Source organism: Halegenticoccus soli (genome assembly GCF_002844195.1).
Classification (GTDB): domain Archaea; phylum Halobacteriota; class Halobacteria; order Halobacteriales; family Haloferacaceae; genus Halegenticoccus; species Halegenticoccus soli.
In genome coordinates this window covers 1-24,853 of record NZ_PEND01000013.1, presented here as the reverse complement: position 1 = coordinate 24,853, position 24,853 = coordinate 1, and the positions used below count along the sequence as shown (strand labels likewise).

Annotated in this window: 19 protein-coding genes and 4 pseudogenes; 15 read left to right on the top strand and 8 right to left on the bottom strand. The window is 62.8% G+C overall.

Translation table 11 applies throughout. From position 1 onward, the window contains the following. The first annotated feature begins 5 nt into the window (after positions 1–5). Complete coding sequence (locus CNO20_RS22200; protein ID WP_101298393.1) at positions 6–1,283, top strand: MFS transporter; 1,278 nt, start codon at positions 6–8, stop codon at positions 1,281–1,283. 299 nt (positions 1,284–1,582) lie between these two features. Beyond that, entirely contained in the window at positions 1,583–1,984 is a 402-nt protein-coding gene (locus CNO20_RS22195) for a helix-turn-helix domain-containing protein (RefSeq protein WP_101298392.1), read from the top strand. Between the two features lie 154 nt (positions 1,985–2,138). On the opposite strand, the gene CNO20_RS22190 is transcribed toward CNO20_RS22195, so the two are convergent. After that, positions 2,139–2,903, bottom strand: coding sequence for a hypothetical protein (locus CNO20_RS22190; RefSeq protein WP_101298391.1), 765 nt, complete (start codon positions 2,901–2,903; stop codon positions 2,139–2,141). A 262-nt stretch (positions 2,904–3,165) separates the two neighbouring features. On the opposite strand from CNO20_RS22190, the gene CNO20_RS22185 reads away from it, so the two are divergent. The 4 genes from CNO20_RS22185 to CNO20_RS22165 all read left to right on the top strand — a co-directional run bounded on the left by CNO20_RS22185 (position 3,166) and on the right by CNO20_RS22165 (position 5,890). Then, entirely contained in the window at positions 3,166–3,714 is a 549-nt protein-coding gene (locus tag CNO20_RS22185; protein ID WP_101298390.1) for a DUF7342 family protein, read from the top strand. A gap of 13 nt (positions 3,715–3,727) precedes the next feature. Then, positions 3,728–4,180, top strand: a complete 453-nt coding sequence (locus CNO20_RS22180) for a toxin-antitoxin system TumE family protein (RefSeq protein ID WP_101298389.1) — start codon at positions 3,728–3,730, stop codon at positions 4,178–4,180. 274 nt (positions 4,181–4,454) lie between these two features. Then, entirely contained in the window at positions 4,455–4,667 is a 213-nt protein-coding gene (locus tag CNO20_RS22175) for a hypothetical protein (protein ID WP_101298388.1), read from the top strand. Positions 4,668–4,912: 245 nt separating this feature from the next. Further along, positions 4,913–5,890, top strand: a complete 978-nt coding sequence (locus CNO20_RS22165) for an asparaginase (protein WP_101298386.1) — start codon at positions 4,913–4,915, stop codon at positions 5,888–5,890. Here CNO20_RS22165 and CNO20_RS22160 read toward each other — a convergent pair whose 3' ends face one another. Then, positions 5,891–6,790, bottom strand: a complete 900-nt coding sequence (locus tag CNO20_RS22160; RefSeq protein WP_101298385.1) for a polysaccharide deacetylase family protein — start codon at positions 6,788–6,790, stop codon at positions 5,891–5,893. It lies immediately after the preceding gene. Positions 6,791–7,436: 646 nt separating this feature from the next. Beyond that, a complete protein-coding gene (locus CNO20_RS22155) occupies positions 7,437–8,603 on the bottom strand; it encodes a right-handed parallel beta-helix repeat-containing protein (protein ID WP_143423332.1) in 1,167 nt (388 codons plus the stop codon). Between the two features lie 956 nt (positions 8,604–9,559). Between CNO20_RS22155 and CNO20_RS22150 the strand changes: the two genes are divergently transcribed. Next, complete coding sequence (locus CNO20_RS22150; RefSeq protein WP_143423331.1) at positions 9,560–9,976, top strand: hypothetical protein; 417 nt, start codon at positions 9,560–9,562, stop codon at positions 9,974–9,976. Between the two features lie 1,115 nt (positions 9,977–11,091). On the opposite strand, the pseudogene CNO20_RS22145 reads toward CNO20_RS22150, so the two are convergent. Further along, positions 11,092–11,442: pseudogene (locus CNO20_RS22145) on the bottom strand (SDR family oxidoreductase); the annotation flags it as partial. 1 nt (position 11,443) lies between these two features. Between CNO20_RS22145 and CNO20_RS22140 the strand changes: the two are divergent. Together CNO20_RS22140 and CNO20_RS22125 are read left to right on the top strand one after the other, a co-directional pair. Then, a pseudogene (locus CNO20_RS22140) lies at positions 11,444–11,964 on the top strand (RNA-guided endonuclease InsQ/TnpB family protein); the annotation flags it as partial. A gap of 878 nt (positions 11,965–12,842) precedes the next feature. Next, the gene (locus CNO20_RS22125) at positions 12,843–13,703 is read left to right on the top strand and encodes an MBL fold metallo-hydrolase (protein WP_101298380.1); all 861 of its coding nucleotides are present in this window, start codon (positions 12,843–12,845) and stop codon (positions 13,701–13,703) included. A gap of 4 nt (positions 13,704–13,707) precedes the next feature. Here CNO20_RS22125 and CNO20_RS24480 read toward each other — a convergent pair. Continuing rightward, positions 13,708–13,835 (bottom strand): annotated as a pseudogene (locus CNO20_RS24480) (ligand-binding protein SH3); the annotation flags it as partial. A 180-nt stretch (positions 13,836–14,015) separates the two neighbouring features. Here CNO20_RS24480 and CNO20_RS22115 point away from each other — a divergent pair. The 3 genes from CNO20_RS22115 (at position 14,016) to gdhB (ending at position 18,458) form a co-directional block, all read left to right on the top strand. Then, a complete protein-coding gene (locus tag CNO20_RS22115; protein WP_101298379.1) occupies positions 14,016–16,898 on the top strand; it encodes a bacterio-opsin activator domain-containing protein in 2,883 nt (960 codons plus the stop codon). Between the two features lie 112 nt (positions 16,899–17,010). Further along, the gene (locus tag CNO20_RS22815) at positions 17,011–17,154 is read left to right on the top strand and encodes a rubrerythrin-like domain-containing protein (protein WP_143423335.1); all 144 of its coding nucleotides are present in this window, start codon (positions 17,011–17,013) and stop codon (positions 17,152–17,154) included. A 2-nt stretch (positions 17,155–17,156) separates the two neighbouring features. Further along, positions 17,157–18,458, top strand: coding sequence for a glutamate dehydrogenase GdhB (gene gdhB / locus CNO20_RS22110; protein WP_101298378.1), 1,302 nt, complete (start codon positions 17,157–17,159; stop codon positions 18,456–18,458). Positions 18,459–18,640: 182 nt separating this feature from the next. On the opposite strand, the pseudogene CNO20_RS22105 reads toward gdhB, so the two are convergent. The 3 genes and pseudogenes from CNO20_RS22105 to CNO20_RS22095 form a co-directional block, all read right to left on the bottom strand. Continuing rightward, positions 18,641–19,186, bottom strand: a pseudogene (locus CNO20_RS22105) (ABC transporter permease); the annotation flags it as partial. A gap of 38 nt (positions 19,187–19,224) precedes the next feature. Further along, positions 19,225–22,011 (bottom strand): PEP/pyruvate-binding domain-containing protein, encoded by a 2,787-nt coding sequence (locus tag CNO20_RS22100; RefSeq protein ID WP_233204293.1) that lies wholly within the window; start codon positions 22,009–22,011, stop codon positions 19,225–19,227. A 163-nt stretch (positions 22,012–22,174) separates the two neighbouring features. After that, the gene (locus CNO20_RS22095) at positions 22,175–23,338 is read right to left on the bottom strand and encodes an NAD(P)/FAD-dependent oxidoreductase (RefSeq protein ID WP_101298375.1); all 1,164 of its coding nucleotides are present in this window, start codon (positions 23,336–23,338) and stop codon (positions 22,175–22,177) included. 163 nt (positions 23,339–23,501) lie between these two features. Here CNO20_RS22095 and CNO20_RS22090 point away from each other — a divergent pair, with 163 nt between their 5' ends. The 3 genes from CNO20_RS22090 to CNO20_RS22080 all read left to right on the top strand — a co-directional run. Continuing rightward, a complete protein-coding gene (locus CNO20_RS22090; protein ID WP_199174972.1) occupies positions 23,502–23,735 on the top strand; it encodes an AbrB/MazE/SpoVT family DNA-binding domain-containing protein in 234 nt (77 codons plus the stop codon). Next, positions 23,725–24,204, top strand: coding sequence for a type II toxin-antitoxin system VapC family toxin (locus CNO20_RS22085; RefSeq protein WP_101298373.1), 480 nt, complete (start codon positions 23,725–23,727; stop codon positions 24,202–24,204). The genes CNO20_RS22090 and CNO20_RS22085 overlap by 11 nt, the downstream gene beginning before the upstream one ends. A gap of 210 nt (positions 24,205–24,414) precedes the next feature. Continuing rightward, on the top strand, positions 24,415–24,853 hold a 439-nt coding region (locus CNO20_RS22080; RefSeq protein ID WP_233204292.1), incomplete at its 3' end, for an FAD-dependent oxidoreductase.

Below are 24,853 nucleotides of genomic sequence, written 5' to 3'. Positions count from 1 at the left end.
GCCCCATGTCATACAGTCAAGGTATTCGACGGAATTGGCCGCAGTTCGCGCTCCAGCTGCTCACCGTCTTCGCGGTCGGGTTGACTATCGGCGCCGAGCGAAACGTCGTCCCCGTGCTCGGACGGGACGTTCTCGGCGTCGAGTCGGTGCTCGTTATCGGTTCGTTCGTGGTGAGCTTCGGCTTCGTCAAGGCCCTGCTCAACCTCTACGGTGGAAAGTGGTCCGAAGCGTACGGACGCAAACCGATCCTCGTCGCCGGGTGGCTCGTCGCGCTGCCGATTCCCGTCATTCTCATCTACGCGACGAACTGGTGGTGGATTTCGGTTGGAAACGTCCTGCTCGGCGTCAACCAGGGACTCGCGTGGAGTATGAGCGTGAACGCGAAGATCGATCTCACCGGGAGCGACGCGCGCGGCTTCGCCGTCGGACTCGACGAAGCCTTCGGCTACGGGGGCGTCGCCGTCGGTGCCTGGATAACGGGCGTCCTCGCGGCACGGTACGGGCTCCGCCCCGCACCCTTCTACGTCCTCGCGGGCGTCATCGTGGTCGCACTCGTCGTTTCGGTTCTCCTTATCGAGGAAACGCTCCCCTATGCACGGGCCGAGGCCGAGAACGAGTCCGACGACGCAGACGCCGACCTGCCGTTCCGGGCGATACTGAAGCGTGCGACGTGGGGCGACAGGACGCTGTTCGCGGCGTCACAGGCGGGGAGCGTCGAGAAGTTCGTCGACGCCCTCGTCTGGATTGCGTACCCGCTCTATCTGACGACCGCCGGGTTGTCGGTCGCCGAGGTCGGCGTCGTCGTCGGCGTCTACGGGGGTGTCTGGGGCGTCCTCCAGCTCTATACCGGGAAGCTTGCGGACGACGTCGGACGCCGACCGCCCGTCGTCGCCGGGATGTTCGTCGCCGGAGCGGGCGTGCTCGCGACGGTGTTGGTCGACGGCTACTGGCCTTGGCTCGTGACCGCCGGCGTGACGGGCGTTGGGATGGCACTGCTCTACCCGAACCTGATCACGGTCGTCGGCGACGCCGCACACCCCTCCTGGCGTGCGACCGGGCTCGGCGTCTACCGGATGTGGCGCGACGCCGGCTACGGCTTCGGCGCGATACTCATCGGCGCGACGGCCGATCTCGTCGCCACGGAGGCCGCGTTCTACGTCGTCGCCGCCGCGATGTTTCTCTCAGGCGGTATTGCGGTCGTGTGGATGCGGGAAACCCATCCTGAATTCGGTGCCAGCGGGAGCACGGAACTCCGAACATCGAGCCTTTCGGGCGACGACTGAGATCAGCGGTGGGAGAGGGGCTGACGTCTGACGATCTACATCGAGACGGAGGTGACCGATATTGCGTTTGAAGATATCGTCAGCGAAGTCAACGCGGATGTTCAGGGAGACGCGGCGTCGATGCGTTGCGGACCCCGCAGATCACCCGACCAGAACCTGTGTGAGGGAGCGGCGCAATTCGTCGGCGGTTCCACGGAAAGGAGCGTCCTTGATAGCGATCGCTGACTGAGATAGCGCAGAATTGTGCAGCTTATGCACAAGTCTTTTACCGGCCTGGTACCTAGCTGAACGCGATACGAATGCCGAATTCGATGGCCGAACAACTTCAGCAGGACATGGAGTGCGAGGGACTCCTCGAGTGTTTCCACGGGCTCAAGCAACTCGACAAAGAGTGCTTCCAGGAGCTCGTCGACGCCGCGGAACCACTCACCGTCGACGAACTTGCGGAGGCGGTCGATCGCGAGCGTTCGACCGCCTATCGCGCCGTTCAGCGCCTGCTTCAGGCCGGGTTCATCCAGAAAGAGCAGGTCAATTACGAGCAGGGCGGCTACTACCACGTCTACTCGCCGACCGATCCCTCGAAGATCTCCAAGAACATGCAGCGGATGCTCAACGACTGGTACGCCAAGATGGGGCAGCTCATCCAGGAGTTCGAAACGAAATACGAACGAGCTGACGCGACGGCACCCATCGAAGGGTGACCAGCGCTTTGACCGCCTCCTCGACTTCTCCGGTTGCGCACTTGCTCAGTAACGCGGGCGGACGAGATTGAAACTGAAGACGGGACCGCCATCGTCCACCGCGATCAGTGCCGTTTCCGTTGTCGGGATCGCCAGTGTGGCCGTTATGGTCGCCCTATCCGTTGCCGTTCCCGCTGTTCCGATGACCAGTGTCTTTTCTCAGCATCCCGCCGGTGCCGTTTCCGTCATCCGGCGGGGTGATAATCGTCACATAGTCGAAATACGCCGAGCCGCCGGACGCGAGATAGGCGTCGTACCCGATTCCGCCCCGTTTCCACGTGTTGTCGCGCCCAGCGAACTGTGTGAGTTTGTTCCCCTGAGCGTCGAAGAGCCGCACGATCTGTCGACCGTCGCGGTGCCACGTGATCACGATCCCATACCACCGATCCTGTGCGAGTGTGAACCCCTGGTTGGCTGCACCGAACCGTGTCGGCGATCCCGCGTTCTGGATCCGGTAGAGCTGAACCGCCTGGTTCGGGTAGTTGAGTTTCACGTAGTACCGATCCCCGGGGCTCTGCACCCCGTACGAGAACTGGAGGGTGTCTGCGCCACCCGACGCACGGATCCAGCAGGCGAACGTGTCTCCCGCCTTCGGGTACGGCTTCAAACCTGAAGTGGAGGTGAGTTCCGCGTCTGTGCCGCGGATCGCGAGTGCGTTCGATCCACGGAATACTGGTCGAGAGGCGATTTCGGCGCCAGAGCGCCCCCTGTCAAACTGGTATTCGTTCAGGTCGCCGTCTTCGAAGTCGTCGACGATCACCGGCTTCGAGCGACTGTCCGTCTGTGCCGCGACGGACGAAGAGCTGACGCCTATGGCGGTGAGTCCGCTTGCTGCGATACCTCTCAGCGCCTCTCGGCGGAAGAGTCTGCGTCCGGACATCACGTGTGAGTGCCACGAGAAGACGTATAACTGCTGTTCAGCACTGAGTCACTTACCGTAATACTGTCTCGTTAAATTAGGATGGGAAGCGACTGCGCCGATTCCCGAAATCACTCGGCGTGGGAACGCGTCTGAACGACTCTCACCTCAGAGTCGGAACCGGTGTCCCTCCGGTGAGCACTCGGGCGAGGAGCTGTCCGAGGCGGACGATATTTTTCGTCTACGGGAAAGATATATCCTCTTCCGTCACGAACGGTCGCGTATGAGCGATGAGACGTCTAATGGGGGGCACGCCGGCGAGGCTCGTGCACGCTGGCGGGAGGAGCGAACCACCTTCCAGCGCGTCTACGACGTCATCACCGGGACCACGAGCTACGCGACCGCGAACGAAATCGGCGAGCGCGCGGACTGTTCGGCTGACGGCGCGCGCGCGGCCCTCTCGCAGCTCGTCGAGATGGGAATCGCCGAGCGCCGCGGTGACCGCCCTGCGGAGTACCGCCGCAACGAATCGTATCTACGCTGGAAGCGAATCGAAGCGCTCGCGCGCGAGCACTCCGCTGCCGAGCTGCGCGAGGAGGTCGACGCGCTTCTGGAGGAAGACCGGTCGTTTCAGGAACGGTTCGACGCGCCCGATCCCAACGCGATCTCGCCGGCGGCGTTCGAGGGCGTCGACCACGAGGAGATCCACGGACAGTGGGATGCGCTGACGCGGTGGCGGAGCGTGCGCGAAGACCTCGAAGTCCTCCAACAAGCGGCTCACCGCGCCGAGGGGGATACCGACAGTCGAACCGGCAAGTCGGCGTCGGCGTGACGAGCGAGCCAGCATGCCCGACGACGAAGACTCACGTAGTGCTGACCCGATTCCGGAGGGCCGCCTCGACGTGCCGACGCTCCAGACGCTCGCCCAGCGCGCTGCAACTCACCCCCTCGTCGACGAGTGGGCGTTCGACCCGTCGAGTGTTTCGCCCCGCCACCTTCAGATCCACCTCGTCGCGAACGCGTACCCGGCCGACGTCACAGCCGTCCGCATCGACGTCCGGTGGTTCGTCACCGGCGACTACTCGTTTCACTATCTCGAAGAACGAGACGGGGAGACCAGTCCGTACCAGTGCCGATGGGACCGGCATCCGAAAACGGCCGCCCCGCGGACCCATTTTCACCCACCGCCGGACGCCGGCGAGGCCGAACCGTCGTCGCTGGACCCACATCACCTCGACGCATTGTTTGCCGTCCTCGATTGGGTGAGCGACCGAGTCGAACGGCTCCACGGAACCTGACTTCCTCCCACGACTGAAGTCGTGGGCTCTCCTCGAACCTCTGTAATTCCTTCCACGAAAGGCTCGCACCGCCAATAAAAGCGCAAATCGCACACGGTATGTAGGACAAAGATGCCTCCCGCGAGACGGGAGGCGTGCTTCGCTTCGGCAACGAGATAGACTCGGGACGATACGCCGGACAAAAAACCGGGGACGGAACCGCTGAGAGGCACCGAAATCCGAAAATCACGGCACGGTGGTAGATTTATGGCGCAGCCCGCGATACGTATTCGTGATGAACCCTCAAACGCCACTCCCGCCGCGAGCCGAGGAGGCACTTGAGGTGCTTCGGTCGCCGGTCGAGAATGCGGGTGGTGAACTACCTCGCGAACGAGCTCTCTCAGTGGTCGCTTCCGAGTTCGGCGAGGAGTCTGCTGAGGCGCTATTGAGTGTTCTCCACAGCCGCGGCTACATCTACTACGTCGACGAGGCGGTCCGCATTACCTAGCCCCGGACATCGTGAGGCCCCAGTCTTCACTCTGACAGGGGGAATTCCGGTGCGACTCTCGGCGTTAGGCGAGCGCGGTCTCTTGGAGGGACCGATCCTCCCACTCGCGACGCTCTCTGAGAGCGGTGCGGCCCTCGTCGGTGATCTGGGAGGAGTTGGTGCGCCGGTCGGTCTGCCCTTTCTCGACGGAGCCTTCGTCGAATTGATAGAGTACCTTTTGGGTCGTCGACGAAGAACGCGACCACATGAACGTGACCCTTCTCAGCACGGGCGGGACCATCGCAAGCACTGACGCGGCTAACGGCGCGAGACCGACGGAGACGGGGACACAACTCCTCGAAGCCGTTCCCGAACTCGAGGCGTACGCTACGCTCACGGTCGAAGACGTCGCGCAGATACCGAGCTACGAACTGGACGGGTCGACGCTCGAGACGATCGGCGAGCGGGTGAGAGCGCTCGACGCCGACCCAGCGGTCGACGCCGTGGTCGTCACCCACGGGACCGACACGATGGAGGAGACGGCCTACTACCTCGACGTCACTGTACAGCCGGACACACCGGTGTTTTTGACGGGTGCTCAGCGCCGCCCCGACGAGGTGAGCCCGGACGGACCGAGCAATACACTCACGGCCGTTCGGGCGGCAACTGCGTTCGTCGAGCGCGACGCGGGCGGCACGTTCGTCGCGTTCGACGAGAAGATCCACAGCGCGCGATCGGTGACGAAGGTACACACGTCCGCTCTCGAGGCGTTTCGATCGAGGAACGCGGGACCGGTCGCGACTGTCGATCGGAGCGGCGTTTCGATTCACCGTCCCCCCAAAAGCGAGACGCGTCCGATCGAGGCGACGTCGCTCGCGGCGACCGTCTTCACGATCAAGAGCGGAGGCGCCGTCTCCGGCGAACTGGTTGCGGCCGCACTCGAACACGACGCAGACGGCCTCGTCATCGAGGGGACGGGGCTCGGGAACGTGACCGCGGGAATCGCCGAGCGCGTTCGCGACGCGATCGATGTGGGCGTTCCCGTCGTCGTCACGTCGCGCTGTCTCGAAGGGCGAGTCGCGCCGGTCTACGGCGGAGAAGGGGGCGGCGAACGTCTCCGCGAGTGCGGGGCTATCTTCGCCGGCGATCTCTCCGCACCGCAGGCCAGACACCGGCTCGCACTTGCGCTCGAAGCGTTCGACGACGCGGACGCGATCCGAGACGCGTTCGCGTCGACCGATTGATCAGACGTACCCGCTCTCGCTCTCGTACACCGACGGATCGTCTCTGAATTTCTCGGCGATAGTTTCGAGGGTGACGAACTGCGCGTTCTCGTGGCTCTTGACGTACCGGATGAACTCTTCGAGGAGGGGGATCATGTGCGGCAAGCCGTGGATGTCGGGATGGATCGTGAACGTGTAGACGCCAGCGCCGCGCCTGTTGTACAAGTAATCGAACTGGCGTTTGTAGTACTGCTCGTACATCATTTCCGGGTCCTTATACCCCGCGTGGTAGATCGGCTGTTTGATGAACAGCATCGGCGGGATGTCGTCCCGGTACCAACTGATCGGGATCTCGACGATGTCGGTCTCCTCGCCGTACTGGTAGGGTTCCATCCACGTCTGCGGGCTTTCGTCGTAGTCGATCTTCTTCCAGGTGTCGCCTTTGCGCAGCCAGCCCGGCTCGAACTGGCGTTCCATCAGACTGCTATCGTAGAGGAACCCGTGTTTTTCCACGAGATCGGGCGTGTTCTCGCTGAACTCCCACCAGCTGGCACGGTGGCCGACGGGCTCCGATCCGGTGACGTCCTCGATGAGATCGATCGAGACCTCGAGGATCTCGTCTTCCTGTTCTCGCGTGAGATCGGTCGGGTTCTCGTGGGAGTACCCGTGGACTCCGAGTTCGTGACCGGCGTCGGCGACCGCCTCGATCTCGTCGCGGAAGGTTTCGATCGTGTGGCCGGGGACGTACCACGACGTCCGGACGTTCTCGTCCTCGAAGAGCGCGAGCATCCGCGGGATGCCCTCGTTTCCGGCAGCCAGCCCCCGGGAGAGGTCCGCGGGGGAATCCGCACCGCCGTAGGAGCCGAGCCAGCCGGCGACGCAGTCGGCGTCGACTCCGATTGCAACGTCAACGGTTCCCATGACAGATATATCCTTCAGTAACCGGAGGGAAAAAAGTGTATCACGCCCACCCGAGACCGTCTCGCGGAGTAACCAGTTAGAGAACGGACCTTCGAGCGGCTAGCGACGCAGTTTGTGTATTCCTGCGCGGTGGATCGGTACCGTAGAGGCGCACACGTGTTCAGCGTCGACGCCGACCGTCGAACGGTCGTCAGCGTATCTCGCGCTCACGCAGTGTCCAGCGTGCGGCGCCCGTGAGGAGTATCTCCGCGAGGGGTTTTTCGAAGAGGTGCCGCTCTGAGCGGAGCCACCGTCGGTATCGGGCGATTTCGTCTTCGTGGGAGCGTGTCCCTGCGCTGTGGAGCTCACAGCCGAGAGCGCATGCCGACGATAGCGATCGGTGAGAGACGGGCAGCGGCACCAAGAATCGATGGGGAATCGATTTCACCGGGGGAGAGGTCGTGCGCTCGTATCCGTTCCCGAGATCGTCCAGGGTAACGAGTACGTAGCGTACGCCGGCAAGCCGCGTCACTGGGTAGACCCACGATTTCCACGGACACCGGTCAGCGTCGGCGTACGCAATCTGCGCCGAAGACGACGTCGTATCGTTCCTGGAGGCCCTCAACGAGGAAGTTCTCTGGTGAGTTCGCCAACCAAGCCCCAGCGGCTACTGAATCACTGTCGAGTTCATGGCGCTAACCCACTCTCGGCCGTTCCATATCGCGAGCCCCCATCGGGCATCGCCCGACCCGTCGTGGATGCCGAGATCGCCCCGGTATCCGCCGGAGATCTCGCGCAGGTCCGATTCTTGGACGACCTCATTGCTCCGGAGTCGGACCGACCCCGACGTGCTGACGAACGTGGTGCTGTCCAGTCCGACGTGCGACGGTCCATGAACGTCGACGTCGCGAGCGTTCCGGACGAGGATGAACGCGTCCTCGTAGCCCCGGTACGTCGTGTTCTTGATCGACACGGTCGGCGCGCCGGAGACGACGATCGCGCGGTACTCTCGAGATCGTCCGTTCGGCGAATCTACCGAATACGTTCCGTCGAAGTAACAGGCCTCGATCGTGTGGCCAACCGCCGTCTCGGAGAGGTAGACGTCGCTCGGGTACTGTCGCGTCGCACCGTTTCCTTTGAAGTACGTGCCGTAGACGCTCTGTGCCGATCCGCCGCGAGCGTCGACGCCGAATCCGCCGTTGCCCCGAATAGAGCCACCGTGCCACCGCGTCGAGTACCCACGCATCTGCACGCCCGGAAGCGTCGCACTCCCAGCCCGTCCGTTAAACATGGCGTGACAGCCGTAGAACGACGTGCTGTTCGGGACAGCATCGGTTTCAAGGCGGAAGCCGTTGCCGCCGCAGCCCCATGCCACGCAGTAGCGGAGATTGACTCCGAAGGTCCGCTTTTCGAGGCCGTCGTCTGTCGTGTAGCCGTCGAGTTGCACCCCGTGCGACCCCGTCTGGTACAGGATGAGGTTCTGGTACATCGAGTAGGGGGCCGCGCGAATTCGCAGGCCCACATTGCCCCCCGTGATTTTGAGATTCTGGACGAGAGGGTTGTTGCGGTAATCGCTCTGGCCCCGGCCGATGACCTCGATGACGTTGGTGTCGGTGTCACCCGCGTCGATCACCGACCCAGAGGGATGCCCGCCGGTGAGCGTGACTTCTTTCTCCCGGTTATCGAGGACGATTGGGAACTGTTCGCCCGCCTCCTGGGCGTCGTACGACGAGTGGACGTAGACCTTGTCGCCGTCCTGTGCGTCGTTCCAGGCGGCCTCGATCGTCTCGTAAGCGAGCCCCTTTCCGACGATGAGTCGTCCCCCGAGATCCAACTTCGGGCCGATCTGGATCGCCGGGTTTTGAATGTTCCCGTTCGCTGCCGTTCCTACGGCGGCTCTCTCATCCGTTGGCCGGGTCAGGTCGTTCGCGAGCGATTCCGCCCCGGGCGTCTGTTGGGAAGTGTGCCGCGAATTGGTTGGTCGGAAGCCTGTTCGCTCTCCGAGATCGTTCGTGTCTTTCGTCATGAGGTGGTTGCGTTCTGCGTTCAACTGGTCACACGCGGTCGGATGTTTCTGCGCCCGCTAGAGCCCGGTTTGATGATTTTCTACAGTCTATTCAGACGAGTGTAATCCTTTACCATACGCTTTTTGCATTGATTAAACGATAGTAGAATACTTATCATTCCGATCTTCATACATTGGATAAGCCTTTCGCGCTGGCGTTGTCCTGCTCAACGGATCAAGACCAGACAAGACCTTGAGCGCTTGGCGCTGGTTTCCCCAGGCGTTTCCCGTGAACGAGACGATCTTACCGGAGAGCTAATCGTCAAGTGCGAGGCCAGTATCACAGTTGCCGAGGCTGTGCTCGTGCCAGCCCGGTCATGCTGCCACTGGCCTCGCGTGTCCAATGCGACGAGGGGAGCCACCGCACCCTTGACGGCACAGGAAACGCAGGCGTGGTGGCTCCCAACGTAGACGTACGCTACAGAATGGCATAGGTGTGGCGGCCACCGATGCGAGCGATGCGGTAGTTCCCTGCGAAGGAATTCACCAGAGCTCAGGCTGAGAGGTCGCGGAACGCCGGAGGGACCCAATCAAACTTTTCGCTGGTTTCGGCGAGCCGCTCCCCAAACGACCGGTCCTCGGTGCGACACCACAGACGCCGAGACTCTTCGCGTAGCTGCACGCCGTCAGCGTCGAAGGGCTGCGTGGATAGTGATCGTCGTTACTTTCGCGTTCGACATATTCATCTCCTCAGAAGACGTTTAATGCAATCGAGGTGTATACCAGTGATACGAACAGCCTTGAGTGCCATCTCAGCCGTAGTTAGCCTCGTCGTCGTTGCGATGCTACTCGGTGTGGTACTCATCGGGTTCAGCATGACCGCAGCGGGCGAACCGCCGGCTGAAGGTGCAGACGAGGTGAAGCTCATCAACGAGACAATCGTGATCGAGGACGCTGTCTTCGCCTGGGAGCACGTGTCGGTGGTCGGCCCCGGCTTGCCCGACGCGCACATCGATCACCGAGCGTACCTCGTCGAGAACGCGGAGTTCCGCATCTACGGACTCCACCTCACGTGGAACGACACCGTCTACACGGTGTGTGACGTCACGGTCAAGTTCGACGACATCGGGTTCGTCCTCGAGGATATCACCCTGAAGGACGGCAATCCAGATGTCTCCCGCTGTGAGGCGAACTGCGCGTAACGTTGACCGAACCGGTGGCCCGTTCTACTTTTTGTGCCAAGGTGAGTCCCGTTACCTCCTGGACAGTTCTGTATGCACCGTCTCAGTGGATTACCGGGAGAGAGGCGACCGTAGAAGATGGCCGCGAGGGCGGCCATCCCAGGAAAGATAACAGTAGTCGTCGCAACGCCCGTGCGGCGTCGGACGGCCTGTACCTCTTCGTGAGGTGTCCTGATACACCTCGTGAGACAATATCGGGGTGTGAGATCTACGGAGACCGGTCACTGCCGACGGCCGCCTCGCGAAACCAGCGGTGACCGTTTGGGCAGACGAAGACAGTTCCGTTGAGCGCTACCCGTGTAGCCGACGAGAGCTCGCCACACGTCGGACAGCGACGATCACGCGCCCATCCAGGATCACGTTTGGGAAGGTGAAGTGACATCGCACAGACAGTGGCTTGAGCCGTGCTCTGAGTCACCGGCGTCGCCGTTCTGCGGTAGGTTTGCTCCAGGAGGTGAGCGGACGTTCGGCGCTTCGCACGCGAACTCGTGCCCGGCGCTTTGCGTGGTCGTCCATCTTCCCGTACCGAGCTGCAAGGTCTCCTGCGCGCCACAGAGACGACTCGGAGTCGACCCGCTCGATCCACCCCTCTGTTTCAAGGTGCTCTAGAATTTGAGTCACAGCGTGTTGCATCGGCGGGTGGCGGAGCGTTCGACAGACGTCCGACGCCGTGAAAAGCCCCTCTCGGATCGCGAGTTGAATTGCTCGGGCTGCAACCGCGGTGTGTCGGTGTGACGCCATCTTCTTCTCCAGATGTTCTGAAGAGTCCACTAAGACCTTTTCTGCTAGTATCCTACAGTAAATTATTCGAGTGCGGTATAGTAATTGAACGGGGAGACAGCTGCTCTGTCTACACGCGAAAGAACAGCTGGGTAAACGCCGAAAGGGGAAGCCGTACTTTCGGAGGGAGGCGGGGGCGGTCTCTCGGAGGTACTGGACTTCCTGCTCGGGCGTTCTCTGAGGGCGTTGCGGCACACGTCGGCGATCAGGGAGAAGTCGGTACGCCGGTCGAGCTGACCTTTCTCGACGTATTCTCGCTGGGCGAGTACAGAGCGTCGCCAGGGTGTCCGGTCCGTCTACACAGACGAGGTCAGGCCACCATCGACGCGAATGTTCTGGCCCGTTAGATAGCTCGCAGCCGGCGAGAGCAGGTACGCCACTGCGTCGGCGATCTCTGCGGTCTTCGCGGAGCGCCCCAGTGGGATCTCCTCCTTCGTTTCTTCATCGATCTCGTAACTATCGACGAACCCGGGCTGAACGGAGTTCATCCGGATGCGGTCGGATGCATATTGATCGGCGTAGAGTTTGGTGAAACTTCCGAGTCCCGCCCGAAGCACCGACGAAACGGGGAAGTCGCTTGCGGGTTCGAACGCTGAGAAGGTGGAGATGTTCACAATCGCTCCGTGACCCTGTTCTTTCATGATGGGGCGTCGAGTCGCGGAGTGTCACGCCGTCCTCCGACGGAAGCGCCGCGACTTCTTGCACAAGCTCTCGAACTACTACGCTCGGGAGTACGACCTCGTAGCAGTTGAAGACCTGAACGTGAAGAGGATGATGGAGTCGCCGTCGAATAGCCGCAACACGGCGTCTGCGGCGTGGCGAACTTTCCTCTCGTTGCTCGACTATAAGTGCGAGCGAGAGGGGACGCACTTCGTGGCGGTCGACCGAGAGGGACGACCAAGGAGTGCGCGGCGTGCGGCGTTTCGACGGACAAGCCGTTGTGGGTCCGTGAACACTCCTGTCCCGCCTGTAGATTTGAGGCGGACAGGGACGCGAACGCGGCGTGGAACATTCTTTTTCGTGGCCTCGAAGACGTAGGAGTGGGATACTCCGAATTAACGCCTGTGGAGACTGCGCTCCCTGTGGATACTCCTGTATCTGCAAAGCGCGTCGTGGAAGCAGGAAGCCCTCCCCTCACGGAGCGAACGGCGTCAGCCGTGAGCGAGTAGGGTAGGGTAGTTCACTAAGTATCGCTCTAGGTCTCGTTTCACCAGGTACCGCGGTGCGTGGCTACGAACACGGCTGAGGCCACAGAATACTGATCTCTCCAGTTGAGCCCGTCCACCGTGGTCGTTCGGCAGACCTCTGGTCTTTTGTGATGACGAGACGGCGACGCCGTCTCGAACCACAGAAGGGACAGGCAGGCCGATAGGCACGGCCCGTACCCGGCAGCAAAAGGTACGCTGTGGGATCGCCAATTACGCCGTCACAGTTTCCGACTCCTGTCGATCGCGCCACCACCCGACAAGAAAGATCCCCACACCGATGAGTATCAGAATGGCGCCCCAGAATGAGGTAACTGGTTCGGGAAAGAAAAAGAAGAGGACGCCCAAGAGGATTATCCAGCCCGCGCCGATTCCTTCTAACCGTTGTCCCCAGTTCATATGAGGGACTATAAGTCCCTGGGACATGAACGGTTTGGGTGGATATTCAAATACATATCCTCGCTCGATCGAACCTTCGACTCGGTGCGTCTCATTTGAGATCGAATCCCGTCTCGATCGCGGTGTCGATTATCGTGACTCCGTTGCGTGGAACTAGCGGCATCATGGCTACACTCATCGCTCTGAAGACTACCTAACGTCCCCACAAATCAGTTGAACGGGCACTTCGACTATATGGCAAAAATCTTGTATGCAGATAGCCTGTACAGTGAGGGTGTGATTGATACCATCTTACACATCGGCATAGAGCATCCAAGAGTACTGTGGATACTTATTTCGAGTTTCCTGTCATATCTCACAGGACTCAGATTCGGTATTCATTCCGACCGCCTCCAGGAATGGCTACGTCCGCAGAACGCGGAGGCGGCCAACTAGAAGAGAGTATGAACCAGACGCTTGACCTTCCGGCTCCAGAGACCGGCGACGTTGACCGTGAGAGTGGTTCGATCTTCTTCGTCGGGACCGCCACTGTGATTATTCGCTACGCCGGGTTCACAATCCTGACCGATCCAAACTTCCTGCACAGCGGCGACCACGTCCACCTCGGGTACGGTATCAGGTCGGAGCGCAAGACCGACCCGGCCATCGAGATCGAAGAACTCCCGTCAGATATTGACTTCGTTCTGCTTTCACACTATCACGGCGATCATTTCGACCACGTCGTCGAAGAGAAACTCGACCAAAGCCTCCCCATTGTGACGACTCAGCACGCGGCTGACGAACTCGCAGAGAAGGGGTTCCGCGAAACGTATCCACTGGACACGTGGGAGGAGATGACTGTCCGCAAGGGAGACGTAGAACTCGCTATCACGTCGACGCCCGGCAGACATGGCCCGCCTGTGGTCGAAAAGGCACTTCCGCCCGTCATGGGAAGCATGCTCGAATTCCAACCAGAGGAGGGACAGCCCCGCTTCCAGTTATTTATCACGGGGGATACAGTGATGCACGATGCCCTCAAAGAGATTCCCGAGCGCTACCCCCACATCGACCTCGCACTCTTGCATCTGGGCGGGACAAGAATCCTCGGCGTCCTGTTGACGATGGACGCAGAACAAGGCGTCGAGGCCGTCGAACTGTTCGATGCGGACACGAACATTCCGATTCACTATAACGATTACGAAGTTTTCCAGTCGCCGCTGTCGGACTTCAAAGAGGCGGTCAGGGAGGCGGATCTCGAAGACCGTGTTGCATACGTCGAGCACGGCGATACCTATCGGTTCGAAGTACATGCGGCTCGGCAGTAGGTAGTCAGTGACCACCAGAAGCGAGGTGGAGACCTGCGACACCGACGACAATCACGCCGACACACGTACTCCGAACGAGGGTCACCGGTTCGTCGAACGAAAGGATATACCAAGCGAGGCGGTTCCAACGGAAGGGTACGGGGATAACCGAGCAACCCGCGATTGCCTCTGGGGCTAAATAGCAAACGCCTTTGTCTCTTGTCGGTTTGATGGGTGACTAGTAATGAGCGCGAATCTCGATCCAGTACAGCAGCAAGGCTGGGCCGGAACCGGCGGTAAGCTGCATTCCCGTCGGTCCCCAGGTATCGAATAATGGCGTCTTCCCCCACCGTCCTTGATTCGTCGGCCGTCCTACTCGTCGGAACAAGTGAGTGGGTCGGGCGATTCGCAGCGACGCTCGAAACTGGGACTGACGCGACTGTGCAGCGAGTTCAAACCGGAGCGGAGGCGCTCGAAGTCTTCCGGAAGCGGGCCACAGACTGTCTCATCAGCGAGTACGCGCTCGACGAGACGACGGGAGTCGAACTGCTCAGAGAGATCCGCAACGAAACTGCCGCGCACCCCGTGATAATCGGCGCTACGTCCGGAAGTGAAACCATCGCCAGTGAGGCCATCGGGGCCGGGGTTACCGATTACGTCGCACTGACGGAATCGGCTGACCAGATGATCGAGGAGCTGGTGGCTCGAACCGAACGGGCGATTCGGTCGGCACAGCGGGCGATTTCCCGGCGAGAGCGCGCCAGACAGTTCGATGCGATCTTCAACGATTCGCGGACGGCGACGTGGGTGCTCGACCCGGACGGCTCACTCGCCCGCGTGAATCAGACGGCGCGGGAGATGATCGACGAGGACGTCGAAACTCTTGTCGGCGAGCCATTCTGGACGCTCCCGTGGTGGTCGCACGCGGACACGACGGAGGCGGAGGTGCACCGGATCGTGAAGAACGCACTCGACGGGACGTTCGGTACCGCCGTCATCCCACAGCCGCCGCACCTCGACGATCCGCGCATCATCGATCTCTCCGTACGCCCGGTCGATAACGAACGCGGTGACCTCGTCTCGATCGTTGTCGAGGGCGTCGACGTCACCGAGCGTGTCGATCTAGAGCGCAATCTCCGTCAGTCCGAGGAACTTCACCGCGTTACGCTCAACAACATGACCGACACCGTCCTCATCACGGACGACGCCGGCGAGTACACCTACGTCTGTCCCAACGTCCACTTCATCTTCGGCTATACGGCCGCGGAGATTCGCGACCTGGGGACTATCGACGAGCTCCTCGGTGAGGAGCTCGTCGATCGCGACCAACTCGCGGAAAACGGCGTCCTCAAGAACATCGAGTGCACGGCGACCGACAAAGCCGGGCGCGAGCACACGCTCTTGGTCAACGTGCGCGAAGTCTCGATTCAGGACGGAACGCTCCTCTTCAGCTGTCGGGACGTTACGAAACGGAAGCAACGCGAGGAAGCGCTTGCGACGCTCCACGAGACCGCCCGTGATTTCCTCTATGCCGAAACCCACCAGGAAATCGCCCAGCACGTCGTCGACGACACACCCGGTGTCCTCGATCTCGATGCGAGTGCTGTCTATCTCTTCGATGCTGATGCCAACGACCTTCGGCCCGCAGCACGCTCGGCGACGATGAAAGAGCTGAACGGACCGCTTCCGGCCGTTCGCGCCGACGGAGAGACGCTTCCGAGCTACAGCTTCGTCGAGGACGAGATACTGTTTTTCGACGACGTCCACGAGGCAGACCGACTCGAAAACAGGGCGACTGACCTCCGGAGTGCGACCTACATCCCGCTCGGCAATCACGGCGTGTTCGTCGCGGGCTCGAATCAGGTGGGTGCCTTCGACGATGTGACCCGGGAGCTGGCCGATCTCCTCGCAGCGACGGCTGAAGCGGCTCTCGACCGCATCACCCGGGAGTCACGACTCCGTGAGCAGGACCGCACGCTCCAGCAACAAAACGAACAGCTAACCGATCTGAATCGCATCAACGAGACGATTCGGGAAATCGATCAGGCGCTCGTCCAGGCCGAAACGCGCGAGGAGATCGACCATACGGTCTGTGAACTGTTGACCGCCGACGACCGGTTTCGATTCGCCTGGATCGGGACGGCCGATCCGACGAGCGACGCGGTGGAACCGCGAGCCTGGGCGGGAAGCGAACAGGGCTATCTGGACTGCCAGTCGTTCGCCATCGCCGGCTCAGATGCGGAGCCAGCCGGGAAAACGGCGGGGACCGGAGACGTGACGATGGTGACGAACGTCGCCGCCGGTCTCCGCGACGAACCGTGGCGGAAAGACGCGCTCGCTCGCGACTACCTCTCGGTGCTGAGTATTCCGCTCGCGTACAACGATCTCACCCACGGCGTATTAACGGTCTACGCACCGACCCGAGACGCGTTCGACGACACCGCGAAGGCCGTCCTGGCCGAGCTCGGAGAAACCATCGCGTCTGCGCTCAGCGCGCTTGAGCGGAAGAACGCGCTGCTCACGACGTCGATAACTCGCGTCGAGTTCGTTATCGATGACCCGACGTTCGTCCTCTCACGGCTCGCTCAGGACGCGGCATGTACACTCTCGTATCAGGGTGGCGTCCAACAATCCACGGAGGGGAGTTACGTCTTCGTCACCGTCGAAGATGCATCTCCCGAGGACGTCGCCGAAGCGGCATCTCGGCTGGTCGCGGTCGACGACGTCCAACAGATCAGCGCAGATGGGGACGGAGGCGTCTTGCGATTACGGCTCACACAGCCGTTCCTCGCCCTGGAGTTAGCCGATCACGGCGCCGTCTTCCGGGAGGCGACCGCTGATCCGACCACCACGACGCTCGTCATCGAGATTCCGGATAGTATCGACATTCGAATGATCACGCGACTCGTTCGCGAGACATTCTCCACCGTCGAACTCCGTGCTAAGCAGACGCTCGATCAGTCGATGGAGCACGACCTCTACTCGAAGTTCCTCGAGAAGCTGACCGAGCGACAGCTCGAGGTGGTCCAGACAGCGTACTACAGCGGGTTCTTCGAATCGCCTCGCGAGAGCACAGGAGAGGATGTTGCGGAGACGCTCGAGATCTCCCCGCCCGCGTTCTACAAGCACGCTCGGACCGTCCAGCGCAAACTGTTTGCGACGCTCTTCGAAGAGACCAACCGCTCCGTTGCCGCTCCTGCCGGGGGCGTTGAATAACGAACCACGGATTCAGAGAGCGGTTTGGTAGTAAACCCCCGATTATTCCCTTAGACACTTATTACTCCCGTGTAGAGTGCCCCAGATCGCCTGCCGGCGCTCGTGGCCAACCATGAGAGATATCGAGACGACTCCCGGCGAAGAAAGTCCGTACGAGTGCTTCGAGTGTGGGAACATCATCGTCGCTGAAAACAACCCCGGTCGGTGTCCCGACTGTGGCGAACCGATGCGAAATCGGCAGATGCCGCTCGAATAACCATGGCATCGACGTCTAGGAGCGACCACGACGGGTCCGGAGACGCACCGGCAGAATCGACGGAGTCGGAATCGGCGCTCGAAACGGCCCGCCGACAGCTGTCTCACGCCGCTACTCGACTCGAGATTGACCCGAGTATCGTCGAACGGCTCAGGTACCCGAAGAAGGTCCACGAGGTAACGGTCCCGATCGAACGAGACGACGGGACGGTCGAGGTGTTCACCGGCTATCGGGCCCAACACGATAGCGTCAGAGGGCCGTACAAAGGTGGGCTTCGATACCACCCCGAGGTGACCAGAGACGAATGTGTCGGGCTCGGCATGTGGATGACCTGGAAGTGCGCGGTCATGGATCTCCCGTTCGGGGGCGCCAAGGGCGGTGTGGCTGTCAACCCGAAGGAGCTGAGTTCGGCAGAGAAAGAGCGGCTGACGCGTCGATTCGCACAGGAGATCCGTGACGTCATCGGCCCCAACCAGGACATTCCCGCCCCGGACATGGGGACGGATCCCCGGACGATGGCGTGGCTGATGGACGCGTACTCGATGCAGGAGGGCGAAACGACGCCCGGCGTCGTCACCGGCAAGCCGCCGGTCGTCGGCGGCAGCGAAGGCCGTGAAGAAGCCCCCGGACGAAGCGTTGCGATCGTCACGCAGCTCGTCTGTGAGTACTACGACCGCCAGCTCGAGGAGACGACAGTTGCGGTCCAGGGCTACGGGAGCGTCGGAGCGAATGCTGCCCGACTACTCGACGACTGGGGTGCGACAGTCGTCGCGATCAGCGACGTGAATGGGGCGATGTACGAACCGGAGGGGATCGATACGGCCTCAGTCCCCTCGCACGACGAGGAGCCGGAGGCCGTCACCACATATGCGGACGACGTCATTTCGAACGACGAACTGCTCACGCTCGACGTCGACGTACTCATTCCCGCAGCGCTGGGGAACGTGATCACAAAGGAGAACGCGGCGGCGATTGCCGCGGATCTCGTCGTCGAAGGTGCGAACGGGCCGACTACTTCCACGGCCGATTCGATCCTCGCCGAGCGAGACGTTGCGGTGGTTCCCGATATTCTCGCCAACGCCGGCGGTGTCACGGTGAGCTACTTCGAGTGGCTCCAGGACATCAATCGGCGAGCGTGGTCGCTCGAACGGGTGAACGACGAACTCGAAGCGGAGATGCGGGCCGCCTGGGGGGCGGTTCGATCGGAGTTCGAGCGGCGTGACGTCACTTGGCGCGATGCGGCCTACATCGTCGCGCTGTCCCGTATCGCGGAAGCACACGAAGCACGAGGGCTCTGGCCGTAGCCCGATGCGCTCTCGGCCGAACAGGGCGATGAGGACGCCCGGCACCGCTCGAAATCGGAGCGATTCATCCGCTACGGTGCAGAGGCGGTCGCCGATCGCGTCTACCCCGTCCATGAACGCGCACGGGAGACCGGCGTTTCGGCGGGTGGGATTTCTACCGCGTTTCGACCGGCTCCTTTCGACTAGTTGACGGCCGACGACCGCTGACTGTGCCGCTCAGCGCTCAGTTGCTTCTCTGCGAGCGCGAACAGCGAGTCAAGGCCGATCGCCAACAGCGCCCCCGGAATCGCGCCGGCGAGGAGTTGGGCGGTGTCGAACAACGAAATCCCCGTGATGACCCAGACGCCGAGTCCGCCGCCGCCGATGAAGAAGGCGAGATACGCCGTCCTGACGCTGAGAACCGCGCTCGTGCGGATCTCCGCGAAGATGACCGGCAGCGCCAGCGGCAGCTGTATCTTCCGGAGGATCTGCGCGTCGGTCATCCCCATGCCGCGCGCCGCCTCGACCGTACTCTCGTCGACGTTCTCGAGGCCGGCGACCGTGTTCGTCAGGACGGGGAGCAGCGCGTAGGTGAACAAGCCGACGAGGGCCGGAAGGAACCCGAGACCGAGGAGCGGAAACACGAGCGCGATGATGGCGAGCGTCGGAATCGTCTGCGAGACGTTTCCGATACCCATCACCACGTTCCTGGCTCGCTCGTTCCGCGTCGCGAGGGTGCCCAAGGGAAGTTGGCTCCATCGAAAGCAGAAAAATCGGCGTTCGAAGCCTACTCGACCCCACCCGAACCGGTTTCGGGGTGCTCGACGTGCTCCGCGTCGGCGGTCGCCGGCCGTCCGTCGAGCAGTTCAACCGTGCCACGGGTTCCATCGAGACGGATGCGTTGTCCGGTCCGAATCCGCTTCGTCGCGTCTGGCACGGAAACGACGGCGGGCAGGCCGTACTCTCGGGCGACGAGCGCACCGTGACTGACGGAGCCGCCGACTTCGGAAACCAGCCCGGCGGCGTTCAGGAACAGCGGTGTCCACCCGGGATCGGTCGAGGGCGCCACGAGTATCTCGCCGCGCTCCACCGTCGCGGCCGCCGGGTCGCGGACGACGCGGGCCACCCCCTCGACGACGCCCGACGACACGCCGGTACCGACAAGCGCCCCCTCGGGGACCATTCCGCGGTCCACCTGCCCACGGACGGCTTCCCCCTCGCTCGTCAACACGGGCGGGGCGTCCAGGTCGGCGTTCCGTGCGTGTTCCCGGCGGCGGGCGGCGATGTCGACGTCCACGCGCTCGTCATCGAGCGCGTCGAACAGTTCGTCCCTGTGGAGATACCAGACGTCGTCCGGCCGGTCGAGTCGTCCATCGGCGGCGAGCAGTTCCCCAGCATCAAGCAGCGCCGTCCGCCACGCGGTGAACGCCCGGGCGGCCTCCTGTTTGGGGTACTCCCGGAGGTAGACCGTGTCGCGGTACGTGCGGATGAGCCGGCGGACGTAGCGGCGGCGAAGCGGGCCGAGCAGGCCGTGGTCGGCATGCGCTTCGAGGCGCGCGGCGGCCGCCTCGGCCTCCTCGGCGAGCCGCCGGATGCGTTCGCGGTGGTCGCCCGCCGCCTCGTCCGCGAGGTTCGCCCGGACGACGGCGAGGAGCACGGACGGATCTTCGCGCCAGCGCGGCCTGCTGAGGTCGATCTCGCCGGTGCCACGGTGTCCGAACTCGGCGAGGAATCCCTCGAACGCGTCACGGAAGGCCTCGCCGCCGTCTACGTCCTCCAGGTCCCCGAGGGAGGCGCCGTCCCGCAGGGCCGCGGCGACCCGCGGGTGGTCTCGGGCGACGTCGGCGAGGTCTCCGAGGCCGAGGTTGATGCGGGTGACGACGTCGCGTTCGAACCCTCGGCCGATCGCGTTCACGTCCTCGGGCTGATCGGGGTACGCCCGCGCGAGCCAGCCACCGAGCGCGAACGCGAGGAACAACGGGCTGATTCGGGGATAGGCCTCTCGGAAGAAACGCCCGAAGTCGATGGTCTCGAACACGGCGCGGGCCCGGGCTTCGGGGGTCGGTGCGTCGGTGACCTGTCCGGCGAACAGGTCGCCCATGCGAGCCCAGGACTCGTCGTCGGGGGTGGGCCCGCGGCCGGCCAACGCACCGAGAAGGTTCCGAGCGATACGCGGGACTGCAGGGCCGAGCAGTCGAGCTACTCGCCCAGCCGTCGCGACGTGTCCCGGGAGTGCGCCGACGGTGACGCCGCGGGACGTAAACTCCTCGGGGCGTCGCGAGACGATAGCGGCGAGCCCGGCGGAGATGGGTTCGTTTATCGCGGCGATTCGTTCGATCAGCCGGGATCGCAGCCAGGGGTGGCGCAGGAACGGGGTGACGTCGACGAAGATCCGCCCGCCGGCCTCGATCGTCGGATTGCGGAGGGAATCATCGAAACCCAGGGCTGAGAGTGCGTTTCCGGTATAGGTCCGCCAGACGTCGCGGGCGAGCGGTGGCATCGCCTCCGGCATCGCCTGCATGTGGCCCATGCTGACGTAGACGTGGAGGCGGTCGTCGGCAGGTGGTGGTGACGGACGCGGGAACAACGACGTGATTGGGCGGGACTGCAGGAGAACGAAGTGCCCGTCGGCGAGCGCCCACTCGACGTCCTGTGGCGCGCCGAGCAGCGTTTCGACCCGCTCACCGAGTCCGGCGAGCGTGCGAAGCTGGTCGTCGGTGAGCACGCGCGACTCCCGTTGGTCCGACGGCAGTTCGACTCGCCTGATCCCGCCCCCTTCGTCGGTCGGCGTCTCCTCGGTTTCGATCCCCGACGTTCCCTCGCCCGCGGTGCTGTCCCCGTGCAACTCGACGGCGATCGTCTTCGTGCCGACGGTGTACTCCAGCACCTCGTCGGTCCGCGCGTCCACGAGCGCGTGATCAGGCGTGACGTCGCCGGCGACGATGCTCTCCCCGAGACCGAAACTCGCGTCGACTGCCGAGACGTGTCGGTTCCCGGTCGCGGGGTCCGCGGTGAAGAGGACGCCTGCGGCCGCCGCGTCGACCATCGGCTGGACGACGACAGCCATCTCCGCGTCGGCGTGGGAGACGCCGTTGCGAGCCCGGTAGGTGACCGCTCTGTCGGTGAAGAGACTGGCCATGCAGTCGCGGACGCGGTCGAGGACGTCGGCGCTCGCCACGCCCAGGAACGTCTCGTGCTGGCCGGCGAACGACGCGCTCGGCAGGTCCTCGGCCGTGGCGCTCGACCGGACGGCGAAGGAATCGGCGCTCTCGAACGACGCCATCGCGTCGGCGACCGCCGTCTCGACGGACGCGCCGAGCTCCCGGCTCTGGATGAGCGACCGGAGTTCGGCCGCGGCCGCGGCGAGGGTGTCGGTGTCGGCGGCGTCGAGCGCGTCGAGTCGATCGATTGCCTCCCGAATCCGGGGCGGCTCGACGAGGTCCCGGTAGGTGGCGGTCGTGACGACGAACCCCTGTGGGACAGGGAGGCCCGCCCGTGCCAGCGCGGATAGGTTCGCACCCTTGCCGCCGGCTACGCCGACATCTTCGGTGCCCAGTTCGTGGAGCCGTCGCACGACACTCCCGTTCGAAGATGCTGGCATCGTAATTACCGGCGTATTGATACGCACCGCGGAGCCATAACAGTAGACCTCGCGGCCCACTGTCCCGGGCTGGAAACCGTCACACCGAAAACCGAGGGGCCTTCCCCCTCGGATCTCTGTCGGAAAAGAGTCCACTTTACGACATCGACTCGTCTTCCCCCGCCCCCCAGTGACTCCGATACTCGAAATCGGCGGATCGATCATCGAATCGATCGAGTCGGAACTGGGTCATCGGGAACGGTGAATCTTCACCGGTGACCAGCGACCGTACAGCGCGTCCTGCCACGGGCGAGAGCATGACGCCCCGGCCGTGAAGACCGGTCACGACCGCGAGCCCGTCCGGCGCTTCCTCGGGGGCGTCGATGATCGGAAGGCCGTCAGGCGAGGCGCAGTCCGCAGTCGGACAGCAATCTTCACGGCGGACGGTCCCCGCAGCGACCCCGTCGAGCAGCGGTGCGACGTCCTCGACCGCGCGTTCGCGGAACGACGGTTGAACGCCCATCGGCGCGTCTTCGGGGTCGTCGAGGAGGTGTTCGTTCCCGCCGACGAGCACGTTCCCGTGAGCGGTCGGCCGCCAGTATATCCGCATCGTCGGTTCGGAACCCATCGGACAGTCGTCTGGAAGGGGATCATCGGGTTCGATGACGACCGCGTTCCACCGGAGCGGTCTCACCGGAAGTTCGACGTACTCGGCGAGGAGGTCCCGCGTCTTCCATCCAGTCGCGTAGACGACGTAGTCGGCGTCGATAGGGCCGTACTCCGTCTCGACACCGGTCACCGTGCCGTCTTCGACCCGGACGTCCGTCACTTCGTGGTCGCGGAAGATCTCCGCGCCGTCCCGTTCTGCGGCCCACTTCAACGTCATTGCGTAGTCGAGTGCGTCGAGGAATCCGGTCCCGCAGTAGACGAGACCGCCCCCGTACGCCGAGAGGTCGCCGAACGAGTCCGGATACCTGCGCTCCAGTTGGGAACGGGTGAGAAATTCCCCGCCGTCGGGTGCCTGGTCGGTGTATAGATCGGCGTTCGCCTCGGGAACGAGACGAACCGTCTCGCGCTCCGTGAACGAGAAGACGCCCCGTCCGTTGAGGTCGCGGAACTGCGACAGGGCGAACGACGCCCACTCCTCGGGGAACGGTTCGAGCGAGAGCGAGATCATCCCGGACGCTCGGGAGGACGTGTCTGCGGCGACACCGCCCTTGTCGAGGACGATAACGTCGTGGTCGGGCGCGAGTTCGCGGGCGATGGCAAGCCCCGAGACGCCAGCGCCAACCACGACGACGCGGTCATTGGGAGTCGGCATAGATGTGTACTCGGACACTTGAAAAGGGAGTACAAAACGATACGGATCGCTCAGTGGCGTCCGATAGAGATGGAGACCTACGGGCACCGCAACACCTTTTCTGCAAACCGGGGTAATTACTGGTGGGTGAGTAAGGATGGGTACGAACACGGGGCGCGAAACGGTGACGGTCGACGACCGGGGTCGAATCACGCTCCCGAAGCACATCCGCGATCGACTCCAGCTCGGAGAGGGCGACGATCTCGATATCAACCTCGAGGAGGGCGAAATCCACCTCCGACCGAACAGGCCGCAGTTTACGCCGATTTCGTCGAATAAGGACGAGTGGGGTGAAGAGGCCTTCCTTGACGTGGGGGAAGCGATGTTCGGTGATCTCGAGGACGACAATGGACGGTAAGGAACGGATCGAATTCGAGAGGCTCCTTCTCGACGTAAACGCGATAGCAATCGCGCTACTCGGCGATCATCCGGGGCACGAGTACGTCTTTCCGTACGTCCAGCGAGGCTTCGCGGGAGAATCGTGTCTCCTCGTGTTCGACTACTTCCCATTTCGCGCTCAGTATGTGCTCACGAAACGGTACTCCGTCGAACCACACCGCGCTCGCAACGTCGTTCAGCGGTTCCTGAGACAGCCACTTGAGATCGTCTCGGCGGATCGAGAAGCTCTCCTCGCCGCCTACGAGATTAGCGCCGAGAAGAACCACGACGTCTACGACAGCGTTCTCATCTCACTCGCACGCTCTCACAACGCCGACGCCATCCTCACTACCGACGCTGATTTCGACGAACTGTGTGCGGATGAGACGTTTCAGTACTACAACCCGGTTCCCGACAGCGTCCTCGAACAGTTCCGACAACAAGGATGACCGCACGCCACGTGATATCCCCCGTTGGGCCGAATCCCCGCCAAAACAGTACTCGGCTCCTCGTTCGCACCGGCGATTAGTGCGCTGTCTCCGCTGTCGGGGAACTCAGCTGTCGGTACGGATGTCCCACGTCGACGTGATTACACCTCGCTGCGAAGCTCGTTCGGACCGCAGTGCGGTTTTATATGGCTATACAAAGTCACCCGTCACGTGTACGACGTCGTAATAGTCGGCGGGGGAATCGTGGGCGCTTCGATCGGATACCACCTTTCGAGTGCCGGCGCCGGCACACTTCTCGTCGACAGACGGGATCGCGGTCGGGCGACCGACGCCGGAGCCGGTATCGTCTCGCCCGAAACCAGCCGTCACGAATCCGAAGCGTGGTACGAGTTCGCCGTCGAGGCGGCGAGCTATTACGGCTCGCTGACGACCGAATTAGAAGAGACCGGGTACAGCCAGTGTGGCATCCTCGTAGCCAGCCGTTCGGGGGACGATACGGCGTTCTCCGAAGGTCGGAAACGTATCTACGCCCGACGGGCGAAATCGGATCACCCACCGGCCGATCGGCTGTACGACGTGTCGCCCGAGGAGGCGCGGGATCGGTTCCCGGCTCTAGGCGACGTTCCAAGCGCCATCTACTACGAAAACG